This is a genomic window from Spongiibacter marinus, assembly GCF_016906995.1.
Taxonomy (GTDB): domain Bacteria; phylum Pseudomonadota; class Gammaproteobacteria; order Pseudomonadales; family Spongiibacteraceae; genus Spongiibacter; species Spongiibacter marinus.
The window spans coordinates 206158-229837 of record NZ_JAFBBD010000002.1 but is presented as its reverse complement, the minus strand read 5'-3'; the positions used below and the strand labels follow the sequence as shown (position 1 = coordinate 229837).

Annotated in this window: 21 protein-coding genes and 1 riboswitch; of the genes, 8 read left to right on the top strand and 13 right to left on the bottom strand. The window is 55.8% G+C overall.

All coding sequences use genetic code 11. The annotated features are described in order from the left end of the window. Positions 1-24: 24 nt before the first annotated feature. The 6 genes from HNR64_RS03615 to HNR64_RS03590 form a co-directional block, all read right to left on the bottom strand. A complete protein-coding gene (locus tag HNR64_RS03615; RefSeq protein WP_204995185.1) occupies positions 25-507 on the bottom strand; it encodes a TlpA family protein disulfide reductase in 483 nt (160 codons plus the stop codon). Next, positions 507-2603 carry a TonB-dependent receptor plug domain-containing protein gene (locus tag HNR64_RS03610; protein ID WP_239547566.1) on the bottom strand — a complete coding sequence of 699 codons (2097 nt, stop codon included), beginning with the start codon at positions 2601-2603 and terminating at the stop codon, positions 507-509. The genes HNR64_RS03615 and HNR64_RS03610 overlap by 1 nt, the downstream gene beginning before the upstream one ends. A gap of 140 nt (positions 2604-2743) precedes the next feature. Beyond that, positions 2744-3049, bottom strand: coding sequence for a DUF2149 domain-containing protein (locus HNR64_RS03605; RefSeq protein ID WP_204995183.1), 306 nt, complete (start codon positions 3047-3049; stop codon positions 2744-2746). A gap of 4 nt (positions 3050-3053) precedes the next feature. Further along, on the bottom strand, positions 3054-3497 hold the full coding sequence (locus HNR64_RS03600; protein WP_204995182.1) for a MotA/TolQ/ExbB proton channel family protein: 444 nt from the start codon (positions 3495-3497) through the stop codon (positions 3054-3056). 22 nt (positions 3498-3519) lie between these two features. Further along, complete coding sequence (locus HNR64_RS03595) at positions 3520-7965, bottom strand: cobaltochelatase subunit CobN (RefSeq protein ID WP_338061807.1); 4446 nt, start codon at positions 7963-7965, stop codon at positions 3520-3522. Positions 7966-8149: 184 nt separating this feature from the next. Continuing rightward, a riboswitch (cobalamin riboswitch) is annotated at positions 8150-8377 on the bottom strand. 96 nt (positions 8378-8473) lie between these two features. After that, positions 8474-9073, bottom strand: a complete 600-nt coding sequence (locus tag HNR64_RS03590; RefSeq protein WP_204995181.1) for a TetR/AcrR family transcriptional regulator — start codon at positions 9071-9073, stop codon at positions 8474-8476. Between the two features lie 132 nt (positions 9074-9205). Between HNR64_RS03590 and HNR64_RS03585 the strand changes: the two genes are divergently transcribed. From HNR64_RS03585 to HNR64_RS03575, 3 genes are all read left to right on the top strand, one after another. Continuing rightward, positions 9206-10351 (top strand): SRPBCC family protein, encoded by a 1146-nt coding sequence (locus HNR64_RS03585; RefSeq protein WP_204995180.1) that lies wholly within the window; start codon positions 9206-9208, stop codon positions 10349-10351. Between the two features lie 49 nt (positions 10352-10400). Then, positions 10401-11429, top strand: a complete 1029-nt coding sequence (locus HNR64_RS03580) for a helix-turn-helix transcriptional regulator (protein WP_204995179.1) — start codon at positions 10401-10403, stop codon at positions 11427-11429. 101 nt (positions 11430-11530) lie between these two features. Beyond that, positions 11531-12394, top strand: coding sequence for a phytanoyl-CoA dioxygenase family protein (locus HNR64_RS03575; protein ID WP_204995178.1), 864 nt, complete (start codon positions 11531-11533; stop codon positions 12392-12394). Positions 12395-12459: 65 nt separating this feature from the next. Here HNR64_RS03575 and HNR64_RS03570 read toward each other — a convergent pair whose 3' ends face one another. Together HNR64_RS03570 and HNR64_RS03565 are read right to left on the bottom strand one after the other, a co-directional pair. Next, positions 12460-12999: a redoxin domain-containing protein gene (locus tag HNR64_RS03570; protein ID WP_204995177.1), complete on the bottom strand. Its 540-nt coding sequence runs from the start codon at positions 12997-12999 to the stop codon at positions 12460-12462. Positions 13000-13023: 24 nt separating this feature from the next. After that, on the bottom strand, positions 13024-13608 hold the full coding sequence (locus HNR64_RS03565) for an NAD(P)H-dependent oxidoreductase (RefSeq protein WP_204995176.1): 585 nt from the start codon (positions 13606-13608) through the stop codon (positions 13024-13026). 148 nt (positions 13609-13756) lie between these two features. On the opposite strand from HNR64_RS03565, the gene HNR64_RS03560 reads away from it, so the two are divergent. Beyond that, positions 13757-14116: a winged helix-turn-helix transcriptional regulator gene (locus HNR64_RS03560; protein WP_204995175.1), complete on the top strand. Its 360-nt coding sequence runs from the start codon at positions 13757-13759 to the stop codon at positions 14114-14116. Between the two features lie 74 nt (positions 14117-14190). Continuing rightward, positions 14191-14487, top strand: coding sequence for a Dabb family protein (locus HNR64_RS03555; RefSeq protein WP_204995174.1), 297 nt, complete (start codon positions 14191-14193; stop codon positions 14485-14487). A gap of 26 nt (positions 14488-14513) precedes the next feature. Here HNR64_RS03555 and HNR64_RS03550 read toward each other — a convergent pair whose 3' ends face one another. Then, entirely contained in the window at positions 14514-15887 is a 1374-nt protein-coding gene (locus HNR64_RS03550; RefSeq protein ID WP_204995173.1) for a cytochrome P450, read from the bottom strand. Between the two features lie 93 nt (positions 15888-15980). On the opposite strand from HNR64_RS03550, the gene HNR64_RS03545 reads away from it, so the two are divergent. Next, positions 15981-16595: a TetR/AcrR family transcriptional regulator gene (locus HNR64_RS03545; protein WP_204995172.1), complete on the top strand. Its 615-nt coding sequence runs from the start codon at positions 15981-15983 to the stop codon at positions 16593-16595. Between the two features lie 63 nt (positions 16596-16658). Here the strand turns inward: HNR64_RS03545 and HNR64_RS03540 are convergent, their stop codons facing one another. Further along, complete coding sequence (locus tag HNR64_RS03540; protein ID WP_204995171.1) at positions 16659-18122, bottom strand: alkaline phosphatase PhoX; 1464 nt, start codon at positions 18120-18122, stop codon at positions 16659-16661. 154 nt (positions 18123-18276) lie between these two features. Then, the gene (locus HNR64_RS03535; RefSeq protein WP_204995170.1) at positions 18277-19179 is read right to left on the bottom strand and encodes a LysR family transcriptional regulator; all 903 of its coding nucleotides are present in this window, start codon (positions 19177-19179) and stop codon (positions 18277-18279) included. A gap of 98 nt (positions 19180-19277) precedes the next feature. Between HNR64_RS03535 and HNR64_RS03530 the strand changes: the two genes are divergently transcribed. Further along, complete coding sequence (locus tag HNR64_RS03530) at positions 19278-21518, top strand: molybdopterin-containing oxidoreductase family protein (protein WP_204995169.1); 2241 nt, start codon at positions 19278-19280, stop codon at positions 21516-21518. 16 nt (positions 21519-21534) lie between these two features. On the opposite strand, the gene HNR64_RS03525 is transcribed toward HNR64_RS03530, so the two are convergent. Together HNR64_RS03525 and HNR64_RS03520 are read right to left on the bottom strand one after the other, a co-directional pair. Then, a complete protein-coding gene (locus HNR64_RS03525) occupies positions 21535-22092 on the bottom strand; it encodes a lipocalin family protein (RefSeq protein WP_204995168.1) in 558 nt (185 codons plus the stop codon). Positions 22093-22190: 98 nt separating this feature from the next. Next, positions 22191-23237, bottom strand: a complete 1047-nt coding sequence (locus tag HNR64_RS03520) for an MDR family NADP-dependent oxidoreductase (protein WP_204995167.1) — start codon at positions 23235-23237, stop codon at positions 22191-22193. On the opposite strand from HNR64_RS03520, the gene HNR64_RS03515 reads away from it, so the two are divergent. Then, complete coding sequence (locus HNR64_RS03515; RefSeq protein WP_204995166.1) at positions 23236-23616, top strand: hypothetical protein; 381 nt, start codon at positions 23236-23238, stop codon at positions 23614-23616. The two genes, HNR64_RS03520 and HNR64_RS03515, sit on opposite strands and share 2 nt — an antisense overlap. Positions 23617-23680: the final 64 nt, after the last annotated feature.

Here is a 23680-nt window from a genome sequence, read left to right as displayed (position 1 = left end):
GCCGTACTCGTTTCTTTGTGGGCCCTAGGGACGAGCCGAAGGAGAGCAATAGTCAGCAAACAGCTTTTGCATTTTCTCCAAACGAATATAGCCTTGCAGTGTTCCCAGCAGTTGTCCCTGTGGGCCGAATATCAGCGTCCACGGTGTGGCGGGCACGTCGCCCACAACGTTCATCAAACTAGGCGTTGCACTCAGAGCAGGGTACTGAACCTTAGCGCGGCGCACCTCCTTGCGAAGACGCAACACATCGCCATTTACGCCGACAGACACAGGTTGAAGGTGATCGCCGCACTGCGCCTGAAGGCGATTAAGCACTTTCATTTGCCGATAGCACCACGGGCAGTCTGGCTCAAAGAAGCTCATCAACACCACTTTGCCACGGTACTCGCTCAATGCATGCTCGCCGTCGCCACGCAGGCTCGGCAGCGCGAGGTCTTGCAATGCAGCCTGAGCCAGGGAGTTCGCCCCCAGGCTCAGTAACAGCAGAATGCGAAGGGCAGCGCGCATCAGAAGGTGTACTTCACACCGGCGTAGGCTTCGCGGCCACGCAGCGGCCCGTAAATATGCGCGACATCGTATTCCCCGCCCTCATAGAACAGCGGCGTTTCCATGTCTTCCGCTTGCGTGTATCCAAACAAGTTACTCACCCCGGCATAAACCTGCCACTGCTCGCTGAGTACTTTGGCGACCCGCATATCTACCGTCCAATATGACTCGGCGTCTTGCGACTTCGCTTCTGTACCTGCGGCATCAAAGCTTGGGCTTTCCGGCACGCCATACTCACTAAGGTCGCGACTGCCTACCCACGTCGCCGAGGCATAAAGATCCCAGCCCGCAAACTCCCAATCTGCGCTCAGCACAATGCGCTGCTCCACAGGCACCACACCATAGGAGGATTTGAATTCGTCTGAGTAATCGATGTTCTCTGCTGTCGCCATCAACGCCAGGTCATCGCGCACGTTCCAGGTAAGCGCAACATCGGCGACCAGGACACTGGCATCGTTTTCGGACTGGGTAAGCACGGGCACACCCGCATTGTTCTCATCGAGCGCGGCAAGATTTTCCACATTGGTGTGAGACAGTGAGCCCGTAACGGCAAGGGCCTCGGCCTCGTAGCTCAGGGCATAATTGTATGAGCTGGAGCGCTCAAGCTCGTCAATTTGGATATCAAACCCGACGCTGGCATCCAGAATGCCGTGGTCGCTTTCGAAGAACGACAGTGGCGCTCGATAGCCCCGGCCAAAGGAAAAACGCGACGTCCATTGGTCGTTGTGGCTGTAGCGCATATCGATACGCGGGGAGGTAATACTCTCGTCGATCTCGGTACCCGGCTTTGAGGCATCCACAAAGTTCGCTTCAACCTGGTCAAAACGCAGCGCCATCGCTATTTCAAGGTTTTCTGTGGCCGACCAGGTGTCTTGCACGTAGAAGCCTTGCGTATCGTAGTCAAAACTGTCTGATACGTAGGCTGGGCTGGTGCTATTGGTCTGTGATCGAAGCTCTTCCGCCCGATTGTCGGCCCCCACAGTAAGTAAATGGTCATCGCTCACTGCCCAGTGAAACCGCGCATCCAGGTAGGTCATCTCGTCGTCGGCTTCATAAATAAAGCCTTCATAGAACGAGTCCTGCGTGTGCTCGTTGTGCGCAACCGAAAGTTGCATATTCAAATCGCTGCTAAACTCGTGCAGCCAGCTCAGGTAGACCTCGTCTCGGTCAGACTGAATCCACTCGGTGGTCTCCCAGCCTCGGCCAATATAATCCTTGCGTACATCGTCATCGACAAACAAACTGGCTGAGGCGAAATTTGGATCGCGATGGTAGTCGGCTTTCACCTGCCCAATGCTCGTACCTGTTGGGCCGCCAAGAATTTCAGATTCGGTGTGATTCACGCGCAGGCGAACATTGTCACGCGTACCCAAATCCTGGGAGAGGTACATGGTCAACGAGGTGTTCTCCAGCTCGGGGTTCTCGCTTACACCATTGTCATCACCGTCATATTGATCGCGTGTGTCGTACTGCCCGATAAGCGTAAGTCGGGTGGTGTCTTCGTTCGCCAGCGCCGTCGCCACGACACTGCCTTTTCTATATCCAAGCTCGCCGGCAGACAGGTCCAGCTCAACGGCGTTCTCCCTCGCCTCTTTGGTGACCAGGTTTATCGTACCGCCAATGGCCTCAGGCGCTATTAATGAGGCCCCTGCGCCGCGAGCAATTTCGATATTCCCAATACCGGCGGATGCAGCGGCATCCAATCCGTAGAATCCCGACATCATCGTATAGGTGGGAATGCCATCCACCAGAATGGTTGTATGCTCTCCGCGCAACCCGTTCAGCATGACTCGCTTAACACCGCACATAGAGCATTCATTATTAACACGAACGCCCGGCGCCTCCGCGATGGCCTCCGTAAGGCTTGCCGCATTCATTTTTTCTATGGATATATTCGAGATGACTTCCGTCTTCTGAATAACGTCCTTCAGCATACCCGCCTGATACAGGCGCTCGCGCAACCCCGTAACCGTCACCTCTTCCAACACGGTGTTGTCTGCCAAGCTAGGCGCCGCTAACAGCGCGCCAATTGCCGACCCTAAAAATACGTTTTTCATAGCGTTCCCTTTCAATATCGGCGATGGCCCAGAACACCATCACGCCGCGAATAACGCTAATGATAATGATTTTTATTTGCGAAATAAGATAAAGCGTCAATTTCTTGATCCAGATCAAGAATTGGCGCATTCCATGCGACTTATTGTCCGATCAGAATCAGTTTTCCGGTCTCCGGGTCGCGATATACAGTGCCCAGTGACTCGTAGCCGCTGCCGTCTTGCAACTGTGATTGCATACTTTCCGGCGCCTGGGGCAGCTCTTCACCCAGTGATAAATCCCGTTGCTGGCGTGTGCTGTCAAAGTGCTGCTGTAGCTCGGGGCTATAGGCCACCAGCGCCGCGATCAGGCCGCAGGCAAATACCAGAATGATGTCCACCAGGTTCGCCATAGGGCCCAGTGGGTCGTCGTCGTGCTCAAAGAAGTGACTGCGCCGCCAATCATCCATTACGCTATTCCCCTGCGTTTGTCGACGGCGTTAATACCAGCAACGCTCGGTCGTACCAGCGGCGGCGCAAGCGGCCAAGTACAAAGCCGATCATGCCCGCCAACAAACCGATAACCGTGGTATCAAAAGCCGTGATCATCGCCGTGGTAAGCACCTGCAAGTCGCCCTCACCCAACGCGGCCAGCCCTGGCCCCAATGGAATCAGTGTGCCCATGAGGCCGAGCATGGGCGAGAGTCGCGTGACAAAATCTGCTCGCTCGATGCGCCGCCGCCCCGTTTCCAGTAGCGCGGCGCGGCTCATGCGGGCAATGCCGCCAAAGCGCTCACCCAGCGCCAGGCCACACTCAAACACGGCCACTGCCAACATAAGCAACAGTGCCCACACCACAGGCTCTAACAGCAGGCCAGATAACGTATGTAAAACATCCAGCGATAAACTCGAAAACATAGCGACTTTCCTTTTCTAAAGGTTACGCATTAGCGCGAAAACCGCGGCGAATACCCACGCCAAATATCACGACGACGATTGCCAGCAGCCAATACCATGTTGGCGACATGCCACTGCGCGCCGACTCAGCCTGCTCACCGTCACCCTTCGCTGCCGACGACTCCTCGGCATGCTGGTCTGGCGCTAGCTCGCTAGGCGCCACTTGCACCTCACGAATGGTGCTGGGCTGGGCAGCCGGTTGCTCGGCCGCCGTGCGGCTGCGCGCCAACACGGCCTCAAGCTCCGCAGCGCGCTCGACGCTGAGCTGAGCTTTTACTAGCTCATACATTGGGTGATTGGCATGGGTGTGGCCGCTGCCGGGGTTGCCGTGCTCAATAATATTGCTGGCAAACTGCTGGGCGAGCTGGGCGGTGGTTTGTTCATCGGCCTGCCAAAACCCTTTGTCGATAGCCACCAACATCACCGCCAAAATATTGGTTTGCACATAGCGCTTATCACCTTCACTCAGGAAGGTAGCCAGCCCAAGGTCGCGGCTGTCGTCGATGTAAACGTCTTTTAGTTCGTTCCACACCGCGTCGCTGATTAACTCCGGGCTGGTGACTTCCCAGCCCCAGAGGTATTCGACGAATTCACTGCCCATGGTGCGCGCACCGGCGTAGCCCTCTTCCATTAGGGGTTTGATCCATTGAGGATTGAAGAAGCGACCGCGCAACTCGGTGGCGAGCGTTTTCTGTAGGCTATCCATGCGCAGCGCATCGCTGCGGGCATGATTGATCACCGCACTTTCCGGCTGGCGACCGGTGACGGTTTCCACTGCCAAGTTAAAACCGCCGAGGTAGTCGAAGGCATCGTTATTGTCGATCAAACCATAGAGGTTACTGGCGCGCCCGAGAAAGGTTTTGGATACACCCGCCAGCTGATCGCGAAACACCTGCTGCGCCGCCTCGCCCTGTAAACCCACGCCGAAGGCATGCCCCATACGCTTAAGGTAGACCTCGCCCAGTTCTTTCCGGTCTTGCCAGGCACCTGAACGCTCAACCAGTCGGTTAATACCTGCGCCGTAACCGCCCGGTGCAATACCAAAGACGCGCAGGCTGGCTTGCCGCCCCACTTCACTGGCATGCATCCCCGGCTGCGCGGCGAGCATCGCGCGCGCCTCTGCCACCCAGTTAGTCGCCACTTGGTTTTTCTCCAGCGGCTCGCGACCACCAGCTGCGGTGTCGTCGATCAGCGCGAGCGCGGCGTTGAGGGCGGGCCGTAAATTCGGGTATCGCTCTGCGATGGTGTCGCGGCTGGCATCCAGCGCCATTAACACGGCGCGATCAAGCAAGGCCATATGTCGCCCGTATAAATCGCGAAACAGCCCAGAGGCGGTAAACAACACGTCCATACGCCGGGGCTGATCGTCTCCCAGTTCGATGCGCTCCAGCCCTTTTACAATGCCGCGACTGTTCCACACCGGCCGCATACCCAGCAGTTTGAGGCCAAAGGCCACCATCGCCCCCTCGTCCCGCACCGCATCCGAGGCCCAAAGAATCACGCCCTGTTTATTGGCAGAGCCCGCTTCGCCGTATTTGGCGGCAACGCGCTGGGCGTTTTCACGCAGCAGAACCTCGTCGCTTTGCTCACCGCGAAGCACCTGATCAGCCAACTGGCGCCCAACCTGATAGCCGAGCTTGCTGGGAATAAGACTGCCGTCCAGGGCGTGGAAGTTGCGTCCCGTGGGCAGGGCCTCGGGAGTTCGAATCGGGTCGTTGCCTTTACCGGGCGCAACAAAGCGCCCATTTAAGCCATTGAGTAGCGCGGTCATCTCGGCTTTGGGAGAACGCGTCAGGTCTCGCCGCCACACCGCTTTTTCAGCCTCAGTCGCGCCGCTGTCCGCCATCGAAGCCAACATGGTATCAACGCCGGCTGGGCTCCAATCGCGACCCAATACATGCAGGCCCAGCGGCATAAAGTCTTCCTGAACATGGGTCAGATAGTGGCCGACTTCGTGGAGAAAGAGTTCTTCATCGATCTCTTCAAAGCCGATACCTCGCACTTTTAGCTCTTCGTCCATCGACGCTTCCAGCTCATCGCGCAGACCATATTCATCGATTTTCGCCCTGAGCTGCGCCAGCGCGCCGCTGCGGGTGAACGGGTCACTCGCGGCCTCGGCGCTCTCCACTAACTGCCGCACTTCCAATAGCTCATCGTAAAGCTCAGTAACTGCCAGAGGGGGCGTTAAGTGATCCACCATCACCGCCAGGCCACGACGCTTGGCTTGAATCCCCTCGCCAACACCATCGACGATATAGGGATACACCCCCGGCAGATCACCCGCGATAATGCTCGGGTAGTCGTCTTCCCCCAGGCCCACACCCCGACGCGGCAAAAACTCGTAAGTGGAATGACGACCCACATGCACCAGCGCATCGGCGCCAAAGTCATCCTGCAAGTAGCGATAGAACGCCAGGTACTGATGCGGCGGCGGAAAACTCAAATTGGCGTGCAACAGCTCTTCATTCAGTTCCCAGCCTCGCGGTGGCTGCGGGCCAACGAAGACATTGCCAAAGCGAACGCCGGGCACCAGCAAACGCTCGTCCCAGACCATTACCTTGCCGGGGGCATCGCCCCAGCCGCGAATGCCTTCAATGCCCAGCGCAACCAGCGCCGCCACCCGCTCCTCGGTGGCCTGCCATGACGCTTGACCACCACTGGCCACGGCATCAATCTGCGCCTGGTATTCGCGCTCTAACTGCTCCAATAAATCCAGCGCCCGATTGCGGCTTTTTTGACGCACACCATCGAGGGCGTGGTGAAGATTCGTGACGGTATTGTGCATACTCTCGGTGAGTAGCGTTAAACGTTTCTGGCGCAGGCGAAAATCCTGAAGTGCGCTGAGCCGCTCAAGCTGACTCACCATGCGCTGGTGTAACTCACCCAGCGGACCAGCCACCATTTCCTGCTGTACAACCTTGGGCAGCGTGGCAAACCACTTCCGATAGTCGTCTGCACTCAGGCTGGCGACCTTGCCAGACATCTCCGCCAATGCCTGACGGTCTTCGGGTAAATTCACGCCCCTTTCCTGCAGTAAACTCAGCAAGGCCTCGGTACTCTCTGGGAGCTTTCCGGTGTGATAGCCCGCAGACTGCAATGCCTGCAGCATTTCCAGCAAACTGTCCGGCACATTGAGATTATCGGCGCCGATATTGTGGCGACCGGGAGGATGGTTGTAGTAGACAATGGCGATTCGCTTATCTGCGTTGCGCTTGTTTTGCAGCGCCAACCAACGCTCTACCCGCCGCAGTTGCCGGGCCAACTCAGCGTCCACCACTTTGCTGCGACGCAGCTTGGCACCGGTGGCCGGGTCGATACCGGAGTCTGACGCCAGCGAGAGAATTTGCGCCTGTCCAATGCCCTGGAGTTCGGGCATGGCCAAACGGTAGTGCACCGAGTCTGCGGGCAAACCCTGAGCGGAAAGCTGCCAGTCACTATAGCCCCAGTCCAGCACTCGCAGGCCTTTCAACACGGGCAGGTTAAGCGCTTGCAGTGCATCGAGAACCGCTTGGCGACCTTCACCGCCGCCGACGACAAAGTCCTGGAGAGAAATAATGACCGAGGGCGTGGCCGCGCGCTTACCGGCCATTAGCGTTGCGATGGTATCTACAGCGTCGACGCTGGGCTCACCCCATGCCGCCAATAACGAGACGCACTGCCACTGCTGGTTTGCGCAAATAGCGCGATGCAACGCCCATTCACCGTTGAGGTCGCCGGTGTTGTGGTCGAGCACCCAAACAATGGGTTTATCGGCAGACATTGATTTATCCAGCTCGTCCCTCGTCAGCCAACGCTCCCCTTGTTTACCGTGTAAGGCCAAACGCAGCGGCGCCTGTTCTTGCAGCGGCGGTGCCTCGCCTTTATCCAGCAGCGCAATCAACGACTCGGCATTCACCGCCGAGCGGTGAATCCAATACGCCCGTGCCTGCAACCACGCGCTGTAATCGGGAAATTTTTGCTGGCTGGCCGCCAGTGACTCAGCATCCAGCGCCAGGCCCTCGCTGCCCACAAACTGCTGACTAACGGCGCTGGAAAACAGCTGCCCATTGGCATCGCGCTGCAGCGCCATAAGCCGGTTGTCACTGTGCAATACAAAGCGGCGTTGACCGCGCGGATACGCCATTGCCAGCAGGCGTTCGACGGATTCGCCGAACACCCCCGCGAGAAGTAAGGAATGATGACTCAACAGCAGCTGCTGTAAATCTGCGTCGTTCAGTCGCTCTACTTGGCTAACAGTGCGAATCGCTATATCCGCCTGCGGCTTCTTATCAAGATAGCGGTGAGCACCCGCCACCAGCACCGAGGAAGAGCGATCGGAGACGATCACCAGACTCGCCTGCGCCGCCGAGCACAACACACTCGCTGTCAGCGCCAGGAGGAATACCAGTAACGCCTTAGTCCAGTGCCACTTGTTAAGATGCTGATTCACCCGAAGTCCCTTCCTGTACGGCAGCCAAAGTAAGGCCGTGATACCGCGTGCAAGTGGACGTCTCGACAACTGGCATAACCAGCTATTGCGCTCGCATGCCCACCCGCATGTGATTGATAAAACGCGGTTGTCGAAAAGGGAGGAATTTAGAAGGGAAAACTGACCCTGCTACGTCGCCCACCGCAACTACGCACTGTGTTCAGGCCGGTCTCCGGGCTTACAGAAGTGGATCTCTCCAAATGTTTGACGCCTTCCCGTCGTGAGACAGTGGCCGTGCCAAACTACTTCTGATTACCGTTGCGGGGGCAGCACAGGGCTAGCATGCATGGCCAGAATCAGCACAGTATGCGCACCTGTTTCCCGTTTAACCCAAGTAAAACAACAATTGGGCACCTGGAACAGGGAGCGATCATACCGACTTAATTAACTCGGTCAAGACAAAGGCGCGGGCACTAAGTACCGGGTAGCAGACGCCAGGCGATATTTAATCGCGCGAAATTTGTGTGGGTCAGCCAATGGCTTGCGAGATCAATACTCTGAGTTTTTCCTCGTAGCCGCTGCGCAGTTCGCGATACATTTCCTCACCAAACATCTGGCTCAATGTCGGCTCGGAAACCAAAAAGTAATTCATCGCCCCGAGCAGCTGATACACGGTAATTAAGGCCTGGGCATCGGACGCAAAGGTGGACGGCGAGGCCTGCTTGGCCAACGCGATAAGCGACTCCAAAAATGGCCGCAGGTACCAAACATTGGCAGAGGTTGCGCGGTGTTTGTTGTCCAGGAGTTCGCGCATTAGCAGCTGCGTTTTGTGGGTCTGCCCTTCCAGCAGGCGGTAAAAGCGTATCAGCGTGTCTTCCAAGGCACTGCTACCCTCGCCGCTTGTGGCATCGCGCGCTGCCTCTAGTTCTGTCATCAACTGGTCAGAAATTCCTTTCAGCACTTCGCCGTATAGCTTTTCCTTGCTGCCAAAGTGGTGAAGCAGGGCCTGCTTGGTATAGGGCAACTCGTCGGCAATGGCCGCGATGCTGGTGCCATAGAAACCGCGCTCGGCAAACAGACGTGTTGCCACCGACAAAAATTGCTGTCGCGTATCCGCTGCCTCACTCATCACCATGCGCTCCTACTGCCTTCATCAAACGGGCTGTTTGCCACCCTTTATCGCCGCTTGACAGCTTACCATGTGGTAAGTATGGTTTCACTTACCACATGGTAAGCCACGTAAATCGCAAGGGGTCGCAGCGTGAAACACACAACTGAAATCCACCGCATTAACGAGTTGCTGAAACTCAATGAAGAAAAGTCTGCCTTTCTTGACGACAGCGTTAGCCATAACCCTGTTGAGCACTACTATTCGGCGTCGATTTTCGAGCGGGAACAGGCCGCCATTTTCCGGCAACTACCCCAGCCTCTGGTGCACAGCAGCGAGCTGAAAGAACCCGGCGCTTTTCTGCGCCGCACACTGGCCGGCTTACCTCTGCTGATCACCCGCGATGCCGATGGCCACGTGCATGTTTTCTTAAATGTTTGCCGCCACCGGGGCACGCGATTGGTAGATGAACAATCTGGCTGCAAACACCGCTTCACCTGCCCCTACCACGCCTGGACCTGGGACAACCGCGGCGAGCTCATTGGCGTACCCCATCAAAAGCTGGGCTTCCCCGAGCTGGACCGCGCTCAGCACGGCTTAAAACGACTTGGTTGCAGCGAGTTTGGTGGTTGGCTGTGGGTAAATCCGGCCGGCGAAGAAGCGCCGGATATCCCCGCCTTTTTGCAGGACTATGCCCCGGACTTTTCATGGTTTGGCGGCGAGTCGCTGCAGCTTCTCCACGTAGAGGAGCAAACCCGCGAGGTGAATTGGAAGTTGTTGGTGGAGGGCGGCATAGAGGCCTATCACTTCCGCGTGGCCCACCGAAACACCATCGCGCCTTACTTCTTCGACAACTTATCGAGCTACGAAAGCAGCGGGCCGCACCTGCGCTCCATACTTGCCAAGCGCTCAATGGCCGACTTGCGCACGCAAGCTGAAGCTGACTGGCAGCTGCGCGACCATGCTCAGGTGGTCTACACCTTGTTCCCAACCACCCAGCTCCTGGTGCAGTCTGACCATATTGGATGGGTGCACTTTGAGCCACTCAGCGCGTCGTCCACCCGCATGCGGCTGTGTACACTGGTGCCGGCAAACCGCGTCGAAACGGACAAAGACCTGGCGCACTGGGCGAAAAATCATGCGATAACCGTGAAAACGCTCAGCGAGGATTTTGCAATTGGCGAAAGCATACAACAGGGGCTGCGCTCAGGCGCAAACGAAGCACTAAACTTCGGTCGGTTTGAAGGGGCACTGGCGGTATTCAACCAGCAAATCAATGATCGACTCTCGCCAAAATAGCGATAACTCAGGGTTGCGATAAGAACGCAGCCTCTGTTTCCGAGGTGATATGAATACACGCGCTCGTAGCTATTTGCACATGCCGACCATCCCCCGCGAGTTTATCGCGCAGATGGTCGAACACCTGCAGCCACAGGAGCTGACAAATTCCTCACTGAAGGGCTTGGTATCCGACCTGCTGAGTAAGAAAAAAGTCAGCATCAACGAATATCGCAGCTTGCACCGCTGTCTGGCCGAGCAATTAGATGACGAAATGCTGGGCTTTCTGCCGCGACCCGTGCCGCGAGGAAGCCTTAATACCCTGAGCCATCTGCTGGTGCACAGTCCAGACCTGTACAGCGCCCTGGAAAACTACAATCGCTTTTACAGCCTGTTTCCCGATGCCGAGCAAACTCTGTTGGACTTGTCGCAGTTACGCAGCCAGCACTGTATCGAGCTCAGGCGCATTAACGGTCGTACGACCAGTCCTATGTTTCAACAAACCATCATGATGGCGCTGGTGAAGATTCCCAGCTGGCTGGCGGGGCAACAATTGCCCATTCGCTCGCTGCACTTCCAGTTTGACGCAATGCCCTTCGACCGCGAGTTTGCCTATCTTTATGGCGCCGTACCGAGCTTTGGTGCGGCCTCGACACGCTTGCAATTTCAAGCGGCGGCGCTGGCCTTTGCGGTGCGGCCATCGCTGAATGCGGATGACTACAGCAAGCGATTTATGGAGCATTTTCTGTACTGGTCTGACGATGATGACCTCACCCGGCGGGTGTACGCAGAAATCTCTCACCGCCTTGGGAACGATGACGCAGACGTGATTGCAATAGCGGGGATACTGGGTGTGTCGAAACACACCCTGGCCCGCCACCTCAAAGCCAGAGGCACGAGCTACTCGACCATTCTCGCTAAAGTGCGCCGTGACAAAGCGCTGTATCAGCTGGTAAATAGCGATGCCTCTATCGAAGCAATTGCCGAACAGCTCGGCTACACAGAAACCGGATCATTCAGCCGCTCTTTCAAAAGCTGGATGGGGATCAGCCCCGCCGACTATAGAAAGATCGCGCAGCAAAATGCGACGAAATGCTAAATTCTTGCAACGCCTAAACATTCTTCCCGCAGCCACTGCCGCCTACACTGCATCAAAGGCTTACCTAAGGGCCAACAAATATCGATTCAGAGGAAAAGGCAATGACGACATCCAAGCAAGAAAACTTTGACAGCTACGTGTCTTCTGAGACCGCTCGCAAGTACAAAAAATCGGCCTCCGATGCATTGAGCAAAGTAGATCGACACATGCTGGATAAACAGTTGGCCGCAGTTCAACGCGATGGCTACGTTATTATCCCCAACGTCCTGTCTGCTGAACAACTGCATGAAATTCGACAAGAGGTGTCTCCCCTCCTGGACAGCACGGGCCGCAATGACTTTGAGGGAGCGCTAACCCAGCGACTGTATTCCGTTATTGCGAAGACTTTCGTTTGTAACCCGTTGGTAGAGCATCCACTTATTCTGGCGTTACTCGACAGCCTCTTTCAGCCGGGCTATCTCTTGTCACAGTTACAAGTCATCAATATTTTGCCGGGAGAGAGCCAGCAGGCGATACACACCGACGATGCTTTTTACGCTCTGCCGCGCCCACGGCAGGCACTAGGCGCCGCGACTGTGTGGGCGATAGATGACTTCACGACAGAAAATGGCGGCACCGTGGTGATTCCGGGGTCTCACCAATGGGGAGAGGGTGGCCCCAGCGACGAGCAACTGTCCCGGCAAATTCACTGCGAAATGCCCGCAGGCTCAGTGGTGTTTTTTCTCGGAACCCTGTGGCATGGCGGCGGCGCGAACCGTTCCTCGTCCTCACGGCTGGCTATCACTGCGCAGTATTGTGAGGGCTACTGCCGTACTCAGGAAAACTTCAGCTTATCTATACCACTGAAGCGCGTGGCAAAATGTTCGGAAGATATTAAACGGATGCTGGGCTATTCAATTTATGGCCCATTTATGGGCATGGTCGATGGCAAGCATCCAAAGCGATTATTAGAGGGCCTGGCGTAATTTACTCGGTGATAGAAGCGCCGACAGTGACCGGCGCTTTTTCAGTTAGCGTTTGCTCAACCGTATCACTGATAGGCTCGCTTACCTCTTACCGGATAGTTGTTGTCCGGGTCTCGTATCCAACGCAAACCGGATACCAAGGTGCTTATCTCTGGGCGAACAAAGGGGTTATTTGAGATATCCACCACATGTAGCTGGCCCTCAGCATTGATAACGAATATACCGGGCTCCGCAAAGGGATGGTCGGTTTCCTGCGCTGATCGCGGGTCAGAAATATACAGGCCCAGGGCCTGCATTTGCTCAACAGACAAGCCGGTGTACAGGGGGAAGTTAACCTTGAGTTCGGCTTTGTGCGCTGCCAGCTGCTCAGGGCTGTCGGCGGACACCGCGGCAATATCTACCCCACTATTTTTGAGCGTCTCTCTGACCTCCTCCAGACTGTTCAAGTACCGCGTACACAGAGGGCAATGCTTGCCGCGATAGACGACAATCATCATCCAGTCACACCCATTCTGTGGCGTAGTAATATCGCGAGTCGTTTGATCTTCGGCGATAACGTGTATGCTCGGAAAAGGCATACCCGCTTCGAGTTTAGGCGTTGTCATAATGGCATCTCCCAGGTAAAACCATTAAAGGTGAGTGGCGAGGTGGCGTTGAAAACGCGTAAAGTCACTGTCGATATCAGGCGCCTTCATCACATCGTGCGCAGAGAAAGTAGGCAGCGGCGTCGCGGCAAAAAATTTCATATTTAAATGAACCGGCGCGAGTAAATCATCGACACTCATGCCGCTAAAAAATGGCTCAGCGGGATCGTCGAAGGCCTCTTTTGGCGCATTGAACGTCACCGACAACATGTAGCGTGTATTCGCCAACACTCCCCCAGTGCCATAGTTGCGCTTGGGATCAGCGGCGCTGCGGCCGTCCCCTTCGCACAGTCGCCCATCCATGCCTGCGGTATACACCTCGTCCATGTACTTTTTGAAAGACCAGGGTACCCCCATCCAGTTCGCGGGGAATTGCATCAGTACAACATCTGCCCACTGATGGTTAGCCACCTCCTCGTCAACATTGTAGCCATCGGCAACAACCGTCTGGCGCACGGCGTCGCCGCGCTCGCCAAAGTAGGCTGCAGCGGCGCCAACGAAAGCCGCGTTTAACTCGCCCTTTGCGAAGTCATAGGGCTGATGCCCATTGATAATCAGAATATTACTCATGAAACCCTCCAGTCAGGTCAGGACTTGATTAAGCCAAGCAATGAGAGGACGATATCGACAGTGGTTACCAAAAACAACCAGTTACCTTTTGGTTACCTTTGCATCAGCCCAACGGGTACAGTTGGGCGAAGAACGGGGAAAGCACACAATGAAAGCACGGGTGAACGTTGACGAACGAGGCCGCCGAACCGCCAGTGATGCCTGCCTGGAGCCCTGCTCGATTGAGCGCGGCATGAGGGTGATTGGTGGAAAATGGACTGGCTCTATTATTTATCACCTAAAAGACGGTCCAGTACGGTTTAATGACCTGGTACGAATGCTCGGCGGGGCAAGTAAGAAGATGATAGATCAACGCCTGAAAGAGCTTGAAGCGCGCAATATGGTGACGCGTACCGTGATCAGCGAGCGCCCGATCGCCGTCAATTATGCGCTGACAGACTTCGGCCGCAGTGCGCTGAAAATTTTGGACGATCTGCGAATATGGTCGGAGTCCAACAATATTACTTAACCACCATCGCGAATGGGTCTGCAGCGGCCACACAGACGCCCAAACACAACATCCACTATGTCTACGGGATTAAAATGATTAAACACATCGTACTACTCACGTGGAAGCCCGAAACCACGAAAACTGAAATAGACGCCGTTAGCCAGGGGCTAGCCCGACTTCCAGAAGATATTCCAGAGATCGTCTCCTACCACTTTGGCCCCGATGCAAAGCTGTATCGCGGTAATGCCGACTACGCGTTGGTGGGTGAATTTCACTCGGAGGCGGACTTAAAAACCTATGTTACTCACCCCAGCCACCAGCGCTTTATGAAAGAGGTGGCAAACCCCATTCTCGACACCTTCCAGTCGGTACAGTTTGAAACGCCCTAAATTCCCGTGCTAGCTAGCTGCCAGACCTAGTTAGCCCTTCTACTCAGAATAAGCGGGAGCTTTTCTGGCTTTGGTAGCGGAACAAACTGAAACTTCACTTCGAAATTTTTCGGCAATTCAAAAGTGAAATTCAGCAACATGTGATGCATGAATATCTTTCCCAGCATGACGCCAAAATGCATACCTATACACTTATGCGCACCGCCACCGAACGGGAAATAGGCAAAGGGGTGAGATTTTTTTTCATTCCTCTCGCTGGAAAATCGGTCCGGGTCAAAAGTTGTTGGGCTGGACCAATATTTCTCTGAGTAGTGGTTGTGAATCGCTGCCATCATCACCGGCGTATGCGCAGGAACCTCGTAACCACCTAACTGGGTCGGCCGAATACTGCGACGAATCAGTATCGGAATGGGTGGATGCAAGCGCATACACTCATAGAAGCCATTCTCAACATCGCTCATAGCCTCCAGGCTATCAAAATCGAGTAGCGATTTGTCGAGCGCAAGACTCTGCTTTCGCGCCCTTTCCTGCCAGTGTTGATTAGCCGCATAGTAATACACCAGATGATTCAGTACGCTTGTCGCGGTATCGTGGGCAGCAAATAATATAAATGCGGCATGATCACTGATTTCTTCATCGCTAAAGGGCGTGCCATCTTCCTTACACTCTTTGCTCATTAGTGTAAGCATGTCGCTCTTGTCGCTATGCCGCCTTGCCGGTATCAAGCTGGTAAAGTAATCCCTCAGGTAAGCCACCCCTTTTTTTGCCTTGTAGAAGGGGGTACCCGGAATATTCTTTTTTACCGGGTCGTTAAAACCAGCCTGGATGTTTAAGAACGCGTCGTTGAGCTTCTGATACTCCTCGCCGACATCATCAACACCGATGAATATTTCAGCACCTATACGCAGCAGTATTTCTTTGATCTCTGGATAAAATTCCAGCGGTTTGTCGTCGTTCCAGCCGTCTATAAACAGCTTTACCAGCTCATTAATCTTTTGCGCGTAAGCCCTCATCGACTCCGTTTTGAAGCATGTTTGCAGAATGCGCCGCTGCATTTTATGCACATCGAAGTCATACGCGAGTACGCCACCATCATAGAAGTGGCGCATCGTTTTTTGGTACCCCATTTCGGTAGACCAATTCTGATCCCTATCTAAAAACACCCGCTGGATATCATCTGCCCCCAATAGCAGCAGGCCTTTTTGGTCGCCAAACTGTATGCGCGACACTTCTCCCCACTTTTCGTAGTGCTCTTTGATTAAACCAGGGAAGTCCACAAAACCCCTTATGCCTCTTCCCACAAGCGGCAAGCCATAGCTCCCCGGTATATGCCTGATCCGAACACTGTCTTTTGCGCGGCGATAGCCGGTCTCCAGGTCGAGTTTTTCTACAGATTCCATAACAGCCCCTCGCCGCCAACTGAGTTACACATGTGTGCAACTTAGTTTGCTATGGTAAAGTTGTAAAATTAAAGATATGTAAGGGAAGGCGTCTTGGCGTTAACAGAAAAGCAAATTCAGCGAATCGAGAATCGCAAAAAGCAGTCTCGCGACAAGATCACCTCAAGCGCTTTAAAGCTCTTTGAGAAGCAGGGCATTGCCAATACAAGCGTCGTCGATATTGTCAAAGCATCAGGCGTAGCTCACAAAACCTTTTTCAATCACTTTAAGAACAAAGATGAGCTCATGATCCACTTGGCGACGGAAGCCGCCACGATTGGCGACGTCTTTTTCGCAGAGGCATTAGCCGTCAGTGACGAGCCCAGACTTCAGATAGAACATGCCTTAATGGGGATGGCGCAAGCCTTTGTGCCGGTGAATCAGACTTACCGCGAACTCATCAATTATTATTTTATTTCAGGTAGCCATCGCGACATGCGTAATCAGCAGCGCAATCATTTTCAAGACAACATTAGAGCCATTCTGACGACAGCTAAAGAAGACGGTAAGTTAGTCGACGACAATAACTTCGAAACCTATATGGATGTATTGGTAGGCGTTTTTATCTCCCTCATTATCAGCTGGAATATTGAAGACGCCTTCCCCATCGAGGCGCGTATGGAGGGCGCTTTGAAACTGGTGAACGACAGCATTTTCAGAGCCATTTGAACAGCGAAGATGAAAACCGACGCAGACCATAGAAATGTCTGCGCCAAGTTTATTCACCACCGACTAGCTCAATGCCTTCGCCAGCGGACGATCCACTCTCACTTTGAACGGCATTTGAATTTCATAGGTAACACCTGCCACGCGGGTTGGAATGGGCGAGCCGGGTTCCAATTCCGGCGGCAACAAGCCTAAAGGACGGCTGCGCTGCCCGGATACGTATAAGCGGTCCCCAGTAGGGGCAATGGCAATGCCGGTCACCTCGGTAAGGCTAGGGTTGCCGGGAAGCTGTAACAGCGGAATGGTGGTTCGGTCCGGCAACAGCACCATGCAGCGCATAAAACCGCCGTCTTCCACCACCAGCATTTCACCGTCCAGCGTCATGGCAATATTGTCCACCCCCGTCAGCGGCTCTTCGGCATTGTCGAAGGGGGAGCCTGCCACGTCATCGCGAGGGGCGTAGATGCTCTCGATGGTTTCGCCGTCAATATCAATGGCCCAGATATTGTCGTCACTCTTCGTGGAAAAAAAGATAAAGCCATTGAGGTACCAAACGCCTTCATTGCCACCAAAGATCGTGGCGTCGACCTCACCCACCGTGGCAGGCTGAGCGCGGCCGTCGTCAATGGCATCGTTCCATACAATCGGCGTCGGGCCAGCACGCGCGGCATCAATGCCGGCAGGCACATACAGCACCTGCAGTTTCCCGGCAGCCATGTCAGGGCGTTCATTGGCTACCGGCCAGCTGCTGCTCGTCCAGGCGGTGCGGTAGAAGCGGTCGGTTTCGGTGTCGATATCTTCGGTGTGGTAAATCGCTCGGCGCTCGGCATCAACCGCCACCATTTCGTGTGCTTTGCGGCCGAAGCACGGCAGCTCAACCGCCTCGCCGCCGTCGCGAAGCGGACTGCACTCAAACATCTTACCGTCCCAGATTTCCTCGCCGTTAATCCAGGTTCCCCAGGGGGTGGCGCCGCCAGAGCAATTCGTGGTGGTACCGCGCTGGCAGGGGTAGGCATCGACAAGATTACCCGCCGCATCAAAGCGCAAGGCACTGACCCCGCCGCCGAAAAATGGTGGCAAGAACGCGGCGGTATCGCGGTCTAGATTGCGTCGGAATTCACCAGTCGGGTCCTGGTCACGGATCGTTGTCAGGTCGCGCGCTTCGGAGTTACTAACATAGATCCAACCACCGTCGTCGGTTCTGAAGGTGCCGCCGCCGTCGGGGTCTGAATGCCAGAAGAACAGCGGGTCAACACTGGGTACCGGCGGCTCGCCAAATACCGCCAACTGACGGGAGGTGAACCCCAAGGGCAGGCGAATGCCGTCGTCATTGGGCTCTTGCAGAGGGCCAATGTTGCGAAATTTACTGGAGAATGTCGCACTACCATTGCTGCTGGAACTGGACGAACTGCCACCACAGGCGGTCAACCAGCTTGCCGTGGCAACACTGCCTGCCGAGAACAACAGGTTGCGCAGAAATAGTCGCCGCGACCAGCCCTTGCGCTCCGCTTCTTTTAGTAATGGATTCATCCAACCTTCCCCTCTAATTTTCTATTACTTGTATTTTCTATTACTCGGCCGCAGCGCCCAGCGCTGAAAAATGGCGGCCGTGTGACACCGAGATGACAGCCCTATAGGTTTTAGCATAGTTATATGACAGCGAAATAACATTCCGGGCTGACCCTCAGGCCAGCAGCGCCTCTGCACGCAACAGATTACGCACCCAGCGGTGGGCGAGATCATGGTCCAGACGCGGATGCCACGCTGCAGCGACGGTGATCGACGGCATCGTTGCCGCAATCTTTACCTCACTCAGCGGGCCAGACATTACCGACAGCAGCCGGCGCGGGATCATCGCGATGAGATCGCTAGCCGCCAGCAAACTCGGCAACACCGCAAAATTGGGCAGCGTAACCGCCACTTTGTCGAGTAACGGCGAGTGATGCAGGTCGCGGAACAAGCCTCCCTCAAAAGCAAACCCCGTGGGCGAAACAATGACATGGTCATAACCCAAAAACGACTCTGCGGAGGCTTGCTGGTCTGCCAGCGGGTGCCCCTGCCTTGCCGCTGCGATGTAAGGGTCGGTAAAAAGCTCTTCGCTGGAAAAGTCGGCCGGCAGGGCCTGCGGAAAACTCAACATCAGATCCAGCTCGCCGCCGCGAACGCGCTCGGCAGCCGCCTTGCTGTCCAGATCGAACAGGGCAACTTTTACCTTTGGCGCGAGGGCGCGAATCCGCTGAACCAGTGGCACTATCAGGGCGATTTGCAGGTAGTCATTCGCGGAGACCGACAATGTGAATTCAGCTTCCTCGGGGACAAACACCGGCGGTGCAATCAACTGCTGAGCATCGCTGAGCAACTGTTTGATGGCAGGGCGCAATGACTCAGCACGGGAGGTTGGCGTTAACCCCCGAGGGTTGCGCACAAACAAGGGATCGTCGAACAAATCGCGCAGTTTTTGCAGTGTGTAGCTGACGCTCGGCTGGGTGACATGCAATCGCTTTGCCGCCTGTGAAACACTGCACTCATCCAGAAGCACATCCAGTACCTTCAGGGCATTCAAGTCGGCCTTCAAGATATCGTTCATTTTTATATCTTTTATAAAATTTAATAATTTGATTTATACCATGTGCATTTCTATAGTCCAGCCACGCTCCACACCTCTAGCCTTTTTGGGAGTCGACGATGTCCTCGCGCAGCCAACATGCCTCAATTTGCCGAATGTGCCATGCCGCCTGTCCGGTCATTGTGGAAATGGAAGACGGCCTGCCCGTTAAGGTGACTGGCAACAAGGCCAGCCCCACCTATCACGGGTTTTGCTGCAGTCGCGGCCAGGCCTCGGTGGAGCATATTCGCCACCCCGACCGCTTGCTCCACTCACTGAAACGCATGCCCGATGGCCGCTTTGAGCCCATCGCGATTGAACAGGCAATGGATGAGATTGCCGAAAAATTGCAGGCCATCGTCGACCAACACGGCCCTCGCGCACTGGCCGCTTATTTCGGCACTTACTCCGGCCCCTACCCTGCCGCCGGTACATTGCTTGGCTCACTGGTGGCCTCGCTGGGATCACCGATGATTTTTGCCAGCGCCACCATTGACCAGCCAGGCAAAGATATTGCCAACGCCATGCTCGGCCACTGGAAAGCCGGCCCCCAGGCCTTTGCCGACTCCGATGTTTGGCTGATGCTTGGCGGCAACCCCATGGTGACGATTGCCGGCGGCGTGCCCAGCCAAAACCCCGCGCGACGCCTCACCGACAAGATCAAAGATGGCATGACGCTCATCGTGGTCGACCCGCGTAAAACCGAAACCGCCGCGCGCGCACAAATTCACCTGCGCCCAACGCCCGGCGAAGATGTCGCGGTGCTGGCGGCAATGCTGCATGTCATCATCAAAGAGCAGTTATACGACGACGCCTTTGTTACTGAAAACGTGAAAGGCTTTACCGAGCTGAAAAATGCCGTTGCCCCCTACACCCCAGAGCATGCGGCTGCCCGCGCCGACGTTCCCGCTGAGCAAATTGTTGAGGCTGCGCGGGTATTTGCTATGGCTAAGCGCGGCGTCGCCACGGGCCTAACCGGCGCCAATATGTCCGGCCACAGCTCGCTGACCGAATATTTACTGCTGTGCCTGAACACCTTGTGCGGCCGCTTCGTGCGCGAGGGCGAGCCCGTCGCCAACCCCGGTGTACTGCTGCCGCGGGCAACACCCATTGCCGAAGCGGCCGACCCCGCCCCCTATCACAATGTTGGCGAAGCATTGCGCGTGCGCGGCCTTTCGCAGAGCGCGGCAGGCATGCCCACCGCGGCATTAGCAGACGAGATTTTGCTGGAAGGCGAAGGCCAGGTGAAGGCGCTTATCGTCAACAGCGGCAACCCCGTGGCGGCCTGGCCCGACCAGCAGAAAACCGTGGCGGCGATGAAAAAGCTCGAGCTGCTGGTTCACGTGGATATCAAAATGTCAGCCACCGCCAAACTGGCCGACTACATTATCGCCCCGAAAGTCAGCTACGAAGTGCCGACCATTTCGCTCGCCGTCGAGCACCTGGAAAACTTCTCTTACCACTGGGGGCTTTGTGAGCCCTTCGGCATGTATGCCCCGGCTTTGATGGACACACCCGAGGGCTCCGACTTAATCGAGGAGTGGGAGTTTTATTACGGCCTGGCCCAGCGTTTAGGCATTGGGCTATTCAGCTTCCCAATGCAATCGCGCACGGCGACGGTGCGAGAGGAGCGCGACTTTGTGATGCTGGATATGGACAACAAACCTACCAGCGACGACATGCTGGCGCTGTTGTGCAACCGCTCTCGCATTCCCTTGGATGAAGTGAAAAACCACCCGAACGGCGCGCTGTTCCCCGAGAAGATTGTCGCCGCCGCCAAGCGCCCCGACTGCACAGCCAGACTGGATATTGGCAACCCCGATATGATGGACGAACTTGACGCCGCAGTGGCGGCCAGGCCGCGCGATGACCGCTTTCCGTTTACGTTGGTGTCGCGCCGAATGAAAAACGCCTACAACTCATCGCTGCGGGATCTGCCACGCTTGGTGAAAACCAAACGCCCGTACAATCCAGCCTACTTGCACCCGGATGATCTCGCCGCACTCGGCCTCGATGATGGCGATTACATTGAGATTCGCTCGGCGCATGGGGCGATTGTTGGCATTGCCAACGCCGATAAAACGCTGAAACCCGGCGTACTATCGATGGCCCATGCCTACGGTGACGGGGCGCTTTCTGAAAAGGCGAATGTTCCTGAACAGAAGGATATTTTGTTCCGTGAGGGCAGCAACACCTCGGCATTGATCAGCACGGATGATGACTACGACCGCATCTCAGGCATTCCCCGTATGAGCGCCTTGCCGGTTGCCATTCAGCCCTACCACAGTCACCCCGTCCCCCGTCAGCCCTCTCCGCAATAGCGGGTGGAGTGCGGCACTATTTCGGGAAAGCAGGCGGCCGCGGCTGCGCCTCTGGCCAGCGTTGCGGCTGACGCTTAAATTCGCTGAGGTCGTAGCCCATCTCGGCGATGCGCACCAGCAGCTCCTGATAACGCGTCTCCGACAGCTGTGGTGAGCGCGCCATCAGCCACACGTAGTCGCGCTTCTCGCGCCCGATAATGGTTTCTGAGTAATCCTCAGAGATATAGGCCACCCGATAGTCTGCCTTGAACGGCCAAAGGAATTGCATCTTCCACTGGGTGTTCGCCGTTCCCTCCACCACGGTTGCCGAAGGGCGATACGTTTTGAGCGGGGCATCGAAACTGCCATCGCGAAAATGGTAAGCCACGGCGATACCGCCGTCGTCCTTAAGCTGGTAGCTCTCTATCCCGTTGTGAGCATCGCGCTCGGGGAACAGCGGAATAAAGCCGATCACATACCAGTCTCCCATAAAGCGCTGAAGATCGAGCGAAGACGGTGCCGGGAGCGCGTCACGCGCCGTGGTGCAAGCTGAAAGAATCGTCATTGAAAGTCCGAGGATGGCCATACGTAACATGTCACACTCCTTTGCCAGTGAATGCCTGCTGTACGTAATTTGACCAAACTCAGAGCATTGAGAAATACGCTCGTATTAACACCGCCATCTGCTGTTAACTAAGGGGTATGTGAATACTTGCCTACGTAGACTGCCAGCTTGCCGGTATTTCCGCCCTCTGCCAGCGTCGCTAGGGCTTTGGGCGCATTTTCCAAACCGTGGAAAAGCTGATTTTGGTTTACCAGTTTTCCAGCCAGAAACCACTGCTCAAGCTGCCGCAATATAGCAGGCACCTCAGCCATGTGGTCCAGAATTAAAAAGCCTTCCATGCGCAAGCGGTGCAGCGTCACCAGCGGTAAATTCTTCACGCCGTAGCTGTCCTGCTTGCCGTATTGCGACACACTACCCGAGGCAACAATACAGCCGCCGATAGTCATGGTGGGCAGCACGGCATCAAGGATTTCGCCACCGACATTGTCGAAAAACAGCTCCACGCCGTCGGGGATCATTTCGCGAATGTCGGCGGTCAAATCGCGACTTGCCCGATAATCAACGGCGCCGTCCAAGCCCAGCTGCTCGGTGAGGAATTCACATTTACGGCTGCCACCAGCGATACCAAACACCTGAGCTCCGGCAGCCTTGGCCAATTGCGCAGCCATTAACCCAGTAGCACCCGCCGCCCCGCTAATCAGCACCCGCTGCCCCGCTTGCAAACGGCCGACCGTCATCAAGCCAATATGCGCAGACCAGGCAGTGAGCCCCAGCGTTCCCATGTAGGCATCCAATGGAATATCAGTGTGGGGAGAAAACCTCAGCGTAAAGCCGTCGTTAAGCAGCTCATCACCGCTTACCACCTTGTAATCGGCCCACGACTGCAGACTCATCACATAATCACCAAGCGCGAAGTCGGGGTGGCGCGACGCGACCACTTTTGCGATCACATTACCGCGCATCAATTCGCCCACCTGCAACTGCGGCAGGTAATCGCGCTTCTCGCTAAGCCACAGTAAATTGGATGCATCGAGCGACAATAGGCAGGTTTCCAGCAGAAGCTGTCCCTCCCCCAACTCGGGTAACGGCTCGCTCACCCAGCGCAGCTCGTCGCCAGCCAGGGTGTTGTCGAGATAGCGGGCAATACGCCAGCCGTTGCAGGATTCCGGTGACATGATTCATCCTTTTTTAGCTATTGTTAACGATGCCAGCGCACTATACGTGGCGCATAAAATTGCCCGCAATGTGTATCCACGACGAATCTACCCCGCAACGACGACAGCATTGCCCACCGTGCGCCTGGGCTGCACCGCCCTGTTTCAGACTGATAAACTGCATCTCATACCCAACGGAGCGATAGCCGCGATGAAACCCCACACACCGGCCCCTACATGCAGCGAAGACACCGGGCAACGCCCCCGTGAGCGGCGTTTCCAATTTTCCAGTAACCGCGGCAACGCCACCCATCGCGTGCGCTATGTTGAATCCGGTGGCGGCAACGCGGACCAGGCATGTCGCCTTTGCCAGCCAACACTGCCTCCCAAGGCACGGTAGGCGGCGAAAAGTTCCCCCCGAGTGCTTGCAGAAAAAACACGGAAAACAGCCCCAAATCCGCCTC